Source organism: Undibacterium sp. SXout20W, from assembly GCF_049340285.1.
In the GTDB taxonomy this organism is placed as follows: domain Bacteria; phylum Pseudomonadota; class Gammaproteobacteria; order Burkholderiales; family Burkholderiaceae_D; genus Undibacterium.
In genome coordinates, this window is sequence record NZ_JBMPPH010000083.1 from 1 (window position 1) to 4,604 (window position 4,604).

The following is a 4,604-nucleotide window of genomic DNA, read 5'->3' on the forward strand; positions in this document are numbered from 1 at the left end:
TACACAACAGGAGATTGATCACGCCATGAATAGACTGAATAATCGACCAAGAAAAAGGTTAGGATACCTTACACCCAATCAGGTATTCTTCAAAAATACGCTTGCACTTCAAAATTGAACTCGCGATCTTTAATATTGATCTTTAATATTGAAATTTAAGTTGAGCTTAAGCCAGTAGGCGCTAGACAGCGGTTCGCACATTTTGTCCGACAAACCGGAGCCAGATTTTGTTGTGTTGCCATCTTTCAATTAATTTCTGTACTGATGAGTGTTATTGTTTAAAATGCACAAATAATAGAATCTCGTCGTTCAATCAATTTTTTACTTTGTCCTATGTGCGTTAATCCAGTCAATATGACGTTTCAGTCTAATGGTTTTGCATTTCATCGCAAACCATTAGCAGTTTAGAAGGAATTAACTGAAGATGCTTAGCAATGGGAGCTTGACGCTGTTTTCATAGCATATTACATTAATGACTCAAAAGTAAGTTACTGATCTGCGCATCATTTTTGTATATTTTGGGCAATTTTTTTTAAAATATTCGTTGACCAATGAATGCCAGTTGATAAAGTAGCAAAATAATAATGTAACAAACTGATTCAGAACATCAAGCTATAAAAAAATGTCATGTCCATTTAAACCCAAATGGGAGCGCAGAAAAGAAGCGCGCCCGCAGGAATTGCTCGCTGCCGCCTTAGATCTGTTTGTGGAGCGCGGGTTTGCCGCAACACGCCTGGACGATGTGGCGAAGGCTGCTGGTGTTTCGAAGGGCACGCTGTATTTGTATTTTTCTAGTAAAGAGGATTTGTTCAAAGCTGTTGTTCGCGAAAGTATCATCCCGCTGATTGGCGAAGCGGAGGGGATGATAGGCGAATTTGATGGCACTAGTGAAGAATTATTTCGCACGGTCATGACGACCTGGTGGCAAAGCATGGGGATGACTAAGTTATCCGGTTTGCCCAAACTGATGATGGCGGAAGCCGGTAATTTTCCAGAGTTGGCCAGATTTTATCAGGAAGAAGTCGTGAACCGTGGTGAAAAATTGGTCGCCACCATGTTAGAGCGCGGTATGCAACGCGGAGAAATTCGCCCGGTTGATCTTGAAATTGATGCGCGCTTATTGATTTCACCCATGTTAATGATGATGATGTGGAAACACTCAGCGGGGGTTTGTATGGTGGAAGAGGAAAAGTTAAGCACTTATCTGGAACATTATATTGAATTAGCCTTGCATGGTCTGATGATAAAAAAAGCAAAATAATTATATTGATCGTCGAAATTTGTTAATGTTTATGTAATTTTATGCTTTCCGGCCAAAATAGGTGACGGGTTTGCATGAAAATGCCTCGGTAATTATCAATCATGGCATGTGCTTTGATAAAATGCGGGTTCCCTTAATTTTGCAATCGAGTGAAGAAATGACTATCGAAAAAGCCCGCTTCAATATGATAGAACAACAAATTCGTCCATGGAACGTGCTGGATAAAGACGTTTTGGATATGTTGATCGTTGTTAAGCGTGAAAATTACTTTCCTGAAGACCAAAAATCTTTGGCTTTCTTTGATACTGAATTGCCGCTACCAGACGGTTCTGCGGCGATGAACCCGAAAGTTGAAGCACGCATTCTGCAAGAGCTTGCAGTGAAAAAAAGCGATTCTGTTTTATTGATCGGCGCTGCATCAGGTTATCTGGCAGCTTTATTGGCCTATGCTGGTCGTCATGTCACGGTTCTTGAAATATCACCAGTATTAAAAGATCTGGCAGAAAAAAATCTGCATGCTGATGGCGTTCGTAACGTGACAGTTTTGTTAGCTGATGGGTTGTCGGGGCAACATACAGGTTCATATGATGTGATCGTCGTTGCTGGTGCGTTAGATTCCATTCCAGACAGCTTGACGAAGCAGCTAAATGTAGATGGTCGTTTACTCGCAGTGGTTGGTCAATTGCCGATGATGCATGCGCAGATCGTTACGCGCGCTGCAAGTGGATTAACGCAACGTGCTGTATTTGACACTGTGTTGCCGCCATTGGCTGGCGTTGTTCCTGCATCGCAATTCAAATTTTAATCCGTATTCGTCAATTTAAAATAGATATCGCATGCAAAACATCACCGCCACAGAACTCGCAGCCTGGCTAACAGATACCAGCAAAACACCCCCGGTTTTACTTGACGTAAGGGAACCTTGGGAGGTTGAAACTTGTCATATAGAAGGCGTGAAGGTAATGCCTATGCAAACGGTACCAGAACGTTTTAACGAACTGGACGAGGATGCGGTGATTGTGTGTATTTGCCATCATGGTAGTCGAAGTATGCAGGTGGCAAATTTTTTAGACCGTCAGGGTTTTAGTCAAACCATAAATCTGACAGGCGGTATGCATGCGTGGGCTTTGGATGTTGATCCCTCTATGCGAACCTATTAATCTATTTTATTTTTCCGGAGCGTCGAATGTTTAACCCCGAGCGTAGTTTTGTCCGTCACTCTGTGATTGCGGCATTCATAGCAAGTGCTTTTTGTTCGGTTCAGGCCAATGCTGCCGATTTGCTGCAAATCTACAAAGACGCACTCGCTAACGATGCACAATTCGCGAGCGCTCGTGCCTCTCAAGTCGCAGGCTTAGAAAAAGCGGTGCAAGGACGTGCAGCTTTGCTGCCTAATGTCTCTCTCTCTGGTAACGATACCAAGGCAAATAATACCTACTCGTCAGATAATCCGGTTTTTGGTAGTGTTTCTGCGAACAGTTACTCGAACAATATTCAATTGCAATTGGTGCAGCCCTTGTTTCGTTGGGCTAACTGGCAACAATATGAGCAAGGAAAGTTATCTGTCGTCGCTTCTGATGCGCAATTTGCCCAATCAAAACAAGATTTGATTGTTCGTGTCGCGCAAGCCTATTTTGATGTGCTCACGGCGCAAGATAATTTGATTACTTTGCACGCGCAACAGGTAGCGATTTCAGAACAATTAGCCTCTGCGAAACGGAATTTCGACGTAGGAACAGCAACCATTACCGACACCCACGAAGCGCAAGCGCGATACGACTTGGTGATTGCGCAGGAGTTTGCTGGACAGAGCGATTTGCAGATTAAGCGTTCAGCCCTACAGCAAATTATTGGGAAAGATGCAGGTGAGTTGGCAATGTTGAAGGTTGGCATTAAGTTAGACACGCCAAAACCTGAACGTATTGAAGATTGGGTTTCTTCGGCAGAACAACAAAATTTCAATGTTGTTGCTTCACAAGTAGCGGTAGAAATCGCCAAACGTACGATTGAAATTAACCGCGCAGGTCATTACCCGACCGTCGATCTGGTTGCCGGGCGCGCAAGAAACTCGGTCGGTGGACAATCGGTCATTAATCAAACGGGTGTTTCAAGCGGGAATTCTATTGGGGTGCAATGGAGTGTACCGATTTTTTCCGGATTTGCCGTGAATAGTAAAGTTCAGGAAGCAATCGCGTTGGAAGACAAAGCACGTAATGATCTCGAGTCAGCACGACGTTCAGCAGCATTAGGAGCTCGCCAGGCTTATGTTGGCGTAACAAGCGGCTTGGCACAAGTAAAAGCGTACGAAGCGGCTGAAATCTCTAGTCAGTCGGCACTCGATTCGAATAAATTAGGCTATCAAGTTGGTGTTCGCATCAATATTGACGTTTTGAATGCACAGCAGCAGTTGTACACAACACGCCAGACGTTGGCGAAAGCACGTTATGACACAATCATGAGTGGCTTGCGTCTGAAAGCAGCGTCAGGGATTTTGAAAGAATCCGATTTACTCGAAATAAACGCGCTGTTAAATCATTGATTTTGAATAATTAGCAAAAACCACTGGGCTGCGAAGCGACCGGTGGTTTTTTTTTGCCTCTCAATTATTGAGATTGCATATCTAATATCAACTATCAACACCGCCACAAGGCGCAGTAACAGCCAGTTTAGCAGTGGTAAGCGCAATAAAAAGCAATTAAAAAGTCAACCTCAAGACGTGAGCCATAGTTTGACTGCAACAACGATATAGTGGCCAAAAATCACAATCAGGAAAAAAGGTGCACATGCGATCAGGCACTGTACTAAAATTTTCCATGGCAACCAAAATCCAGATGGCGTAATTGGCGCAACCACCCAGATACAGGTCATATAGGCCATAATCAGCGAGCAACCAAACATCGTCAATAGGAACCCACTTGGATTATAAGGAGCGTCAATACTGACGATTAGAGACCAGATGAGCCAGTACGACATGGTCGCCAAAATGAGTCGTTGACTAAAATCTAAAATTGCGAAAGTGCGCATCGGATGACTCCAGGGAAAATTGTGGCTTCTACATTACTTCAGTAAATATTCTTACAGTAATCAAGGCAAATCATATGCCTCCCTGATACTTATTGTGTCCTAGTATGTTCAGGCTCTACTTGGTGTTGTTTTCCATAATTTCTGATTACATGCTGAAAGTTAGATCGTTTTAACAGTGAACATGCTGCATTGAATAACGCGAGTTCAATTTTGAAGTGCAAGCGTATTTTTGAAGAATACCTGATTGGGTGTAAGGTATCCTAACCTTTTTCTTGGTCGATTATTCAGTCTATTCATGGCGTGATCAATCTCCTGTTGT

5 protein-coding genes and 2 pseudogenes are annotated in these 4,604 nt (G+C 43.2%); 5 read left to right on the plus strand and 2 right to left on the minus strand.

The window, feature by feature from the left end:
• From ACO0K1_RS19830 to ACO0K1_RS19850, 5 genes and pseudogenes are all read left to right on the plus strand, one after another.
• Positions 1-118: pseudogene (locus ACO0K1_RS19830) on the plus strand (IS30 family transposase); the annotation flags it as partial.
• A gap of 504 nt (positions 119-622) precedes the next feature.
• Positions 623-1,261 carry a TetR/AcrR family transcriptional regulator gene (locus ACO0K1_RS19835; RefSeq protein WP_423028885.1) on the plus strand — a complete coding sequence of 213 codons (639 nt, stop codon included), beginning with the start codon at positions 623-625 and terminating at the stop codon, positions 1,259-1,261.
• Between the two features lie 157 nt (positions 1,262-1,418).
• Positions 1,419-2,066 carry a protein-L-isoaspartate O-methyltransferase family protein gene (locus ACO0K1_RS19840; RefSeq protein ID WP_423028887.1) on the plus strand — a complete coding sequence of 216 codons (648 nt, stop codon included), beginning with the start codon at positions 1,419-1,421 and terminating at the stop codon, positions 2,064-2,066.
• A gap of 31 nt (positions 2,067-2,097) precedes the next feature.
• Entirely contained in the window at positions 2,098-2,421 is a 324-nt protein-coding gene (locus ACO0K1_RS19845; RefSeq protein ID WP_423028889.1) for a rhodanese-like domain-containing protein, read from the plus strand.
• Between the two features lie 26 nt (positions 2,422-2,447).
• Positions 2,448-3,800, plus strand: a complete 1,353-nt coding sequence (locus ACO0K1_RS19850) for a TolC family outer membrane protein (RefSeq protein ID WP_423028891.1) — start codon at positions 2,448-2,450, stop codon at positions 3,798-3,800.
• A 170-nt stretch (positions 3,801-3,970) separates the two neighbouring features.
• Here ACO0K1_RS19850 and ACO0K1_RS19855 read toward each other — a convergent pair whose 3' ends face one another.
• Together ACO0K1_RS19855 and ACO0K1_RS19860 are read right to left on the minus strand one after the other, a co-directional pair.
• Positions 3,971-4,285: a hypothetical protein gene (locus tag ACO0K1_RS19855; RefSeq protein WP_423028893.1), complete on the minus strand. Its 315-nt coding sequence runs from the start codon at positions 4,283-4,285 to the stop codon at positions 3,971-3,973.
• A gap of 204 nt (positions 4,286-4,489) precedes the next feature.
• Positions 4,490-4,604: pseudogene (locus ACO0K1_RS19860) on the minus strand (IS30 family transposase); the annotation flags it as partial.

Excerpts from the sequence above, each read along its gene's own strand:
- ACO0K1_RS19845 (WP_423028889.1), top strand. The coding sequence starts at position 2,098 with ATGCAAAACATCACCGCCACAGAACTCGCAGCCTGGCTAACAGATACC.
- ACO0K1_RS19840 (WP_423028887.1), top strand. The coding sequence starts at position 1,419 with ATGACTATCGAAAAAGCCCGCTTCAATATGATAGAACAACAAATTCGT.
- ACO0K1_RS19855 (WP_423028893.1), bottom strand. The coding sequence starts at position 4,285 with ATGCGCACTTTCGCAATTTTAGATTTTAGTCAACGACTCATTTTGGCG.
- ACO0K1_RS19835 (WP_423028885.1), top strand. The coding sequence starts at position 623 with ATGTCATGTCCATTTAAACCCAAATGGGAGCGCAGAAAAGAAGCGCGC.
- ACO0K1_RS19850 (WP_423028891.1), top strand. The coding sequence starts at position 2,448 with ATGTTTAACCCCGAGCGTAGTTTTGTCCGTCACTCTGTGATTGCGGCA.